Here is a 2,115-nt window from a genome sequence, read left to right as displayed (position 1 = left end):
GTCCAGGCCGCTTTCCCCTTTGCGCTCGGTGTCCGCCGGCGCGCCCTGGGCTCTTTCTTTCAGATCATCCGAGGGGCCAAAGGCCGTACGGAACAACCCGCTCTCTGCCTGCGCAAACCGCAAATAGCCGGCGCCAACCGCGCGCACGTTGGCGCGGGCGAATTCGGCTGGCGGCAAACCCTGGGGCAGCGCAGCCAGTTCGGCCTCCATCGCGCGGGCCACGGCCGCCAGCGCGGCTGAACGAACCGCATACAGCAAAGCCTGGCGGTTTTCAAAATGGCGGTAGGCCGCATTAGGCGCAACGCCCGCGCGGCGCGTGGCTTCGCGCAACACCACAGCCTCGGGCCCGCCGGCGCGGGCCAGTTCCACCCCGGCCTCCAGCAAGGCACGCCGCAGGTCGCCGTGGCGGTAAGTGCTGCGGGGCGGCGGGACTGGCTGGGAGGGAGGCGCGGTCGACATGGCTTGTTACTTATTTATGTGGACAGTGTTCATTATCTTTGCTATTCTTTTGTGGACGGTGTACACAATACTGCTGATTTGGCCACCGCACAAGGCCCGCAAGCCTTTAACGATTCTTTAAACGCTCTTCTTTCAAGGAACCAGACCATGCAGAAAATCACCCCCTTCCTGTGGTTCAACGACCAGGCCGAGGAAGCCATGAATTTTTATGTTTCGATCTTCAAGAACTCGAAGATCACCATGCTCAGGCGCTACGGCAAGGAAGGTCCGGGCCCGGAGGGTTCCGTCATGACCGGCAGTTTCCAGCTCGAAGGCCAGGAATTCATGGCACTCAACGGCGGCCCGCACTTCAGCTTCACACCGGCGATTTCGCTGTTCGTGGACTGCAAGACGCAGGAAGAGGTGGACGAGCTCTGGGACAAGCTCTCGGCCGGGGGCGCGCCCAACCAGTGCGGCTGGGTCCAGGACAAATTCGGCCTGTCGTGGCAGATCATCCCCACCGCGCTCGGCGACATGCTGGGCGACAAGAACCCGGCCAAGGCCGGCGCCGCCATGAGCGCCATGCTGAAGATGCGCAAGATCAATATCAAGGAACTCCAGGAAGCCTATGACAGGGCCTGAAGAAGCACCTACTCATTCAATCATTCAAGGAGAAACCCGTGACGACCAAGATGTTTGTGAACCTGCCCGTGAAAGACCTGGGCAAATCAGTGAAGTTTTTCACCGCGCTGGGCTTCAAATTCAACCCGCAATTCACCGATGAAAACGCCACCTGCATGATCGTGAGCGAGGAAAGCTTCGTCATGCTGCTGGTCGAGAAATTTTTCAAGACCTTCACGCCCAAGCCGGTGAGCGACGCACGCAAAAGCACCGAGGTGCTGATCTGCCTCTCATGCAACAGCCGCCAGGAAGTTGACGAGATGGTCAGCAAGGCCGTGGCCGCCGGCGCGACCACGCCCAACAAGGCGCAAGACCACGGCTTCATGTACCAGCACGGCTTCGAAGACCTGGATGGTCATCTCTGGGAACTCGCCTAGATGAACGTTGAAGCCCACGCTGCGCAAATGAGTGCCTGAAAAATCCCCCAGCCTTATCAACCCACGAAGGAGTCAATCATGCTGATCCAGTCTTACCTCTTTTTTAACGGCCGCTGCGAAGAGGCCATCGAGTTTTACCGCAAGGCGCTTGGCGCCGAAGTGAAGATGATGATGCGCTTCAAGGAGAACCCGGAACCCATGACCGAAGGCTGCGGGCCGGACGGCGGTGCCATCCCGGGTGAGAACATCATGCACGCCAGCTTCAGGATCGGCGAAACGGAAGTGATGGCCTCTGACGGCATGGGCAACGGCAAGCCGGAATTCAAGGGCTTCTCGCTCTCGTTGACTGCGGCCAGCGACGCCGAAGCGCAGCGCCTGTTCAAGGCATTGAGCGACGGCGGCAAGGTAGGGATGCCCATCATGAAGACCTTTTACGCTTCGTCTTTCGGCATGGTGGAAGATCGCTTCGGCGTGTCGTGGATGGTCATCAAGCCGCTGCCTATGCCTTGAGAGGGAAAAGCCCATGCAATTCCTGCTGATCATTTGCCACGACGCGGCCTTCGCGCCCACGCCGGCGCTGGTGGCCGACATAGGCGCCTGGGTAAAGGACATGGGGAGC

General features: G+C 59.9%; 4 protein-coding genes. 3 read left to right on the top strand and 1 reads right to left on the bottom strand.

The window, feature by feature from the left end; all coding sequences use genetic code 11:
• The coding region (locus AC1D1X_RS21530; RefSeq protein WP_477699133.1) for a TetR/AcrR family transcriptional regulator at positions 1-459 on the bottom strand (459 nt) is incomplete at its 3' end.
• 147 nt (positions 460-606) lie between these two features.
• Here AC1D1X_RS21530 and AC1D1X_RS21525 point away from each other — a divergent pair.
• The 3 genes from AC1D1X_RS21525 to AC1D1X_RS21515 all read left to right on the top strand — a co-directional run bounded on the left by AC1D1X_RS21525 (position 607) and on the right by AC1D1X_RS21515 (position 2,006).
• Positions 607-1,080 (top strand): VOC family protein, encoded by a 474-nt coding sequence (locus AC1D1X_RS21525; RefSeq protein WP_477670496.1) that lies wholly within the window; start codon positions 607-609, stop codon positions 1,078-1,080.
• A 50-nt stretch (positions 1,081-1,130) separates the two neighbouring features.
• Positions 1,131-1,496, top strand: a complete 366-nt coding sequence (locus tag AC1D1X_RS21520; protein WP_477670745.1) for a VOC family protein — start codon at positions 1,131-1,133, stop codon at positions 1,494-1,496.
• 78 nt (positions 1,497-1,574) lie between these two features.
• The gene (locus tag AC1D1X_RS21515) at positions 1,575-2,006 is read left to right on the top strand and encodes a VOC family protein (protein ID WP_477670495.1); all 432 of its coding nucleotides are present in this window, start codon (positions 1,575-1,577) and stop codon (positions 2,004-2,006) included.
• The last annotated feature ends 109 nt before the right edge of the window (positions 2,007-2,115 follow it).

Source organism: Polaromonas sp. P1_G4 (genome assembly GCF_056405475.1).
This window is presented reverse-complemented; position numbering and strand designations above follow the sequence as displayed.

What these genes read in the sequence shown, in the direction of transcription:
- AC1D1X_RS21520 (WP_477670745.1), top strand. Translation starts at nt 1,131, where the DNA reads ATGTTTGTGAACCTGCCCGTGAAAGACCTGGGCAAATCAGTGAAGTTT.
- AC1D1X_RS21515 (WP_477670495.1), top strand. Translation starts at nt 1,575, where the DNA reads ATGCTGATCCAGTCTTACCTCTTTTTTAACGGCCGCTGCGAAGAGGCC.
- AC1D1X_RS21525 (WP_477670496.1), top strand. Translation starts at nt 607, where the DNA reads ATGCAGAAAATCACCCCCTTCCTGTGGTTCAACGACCAGGCCGAGGAA.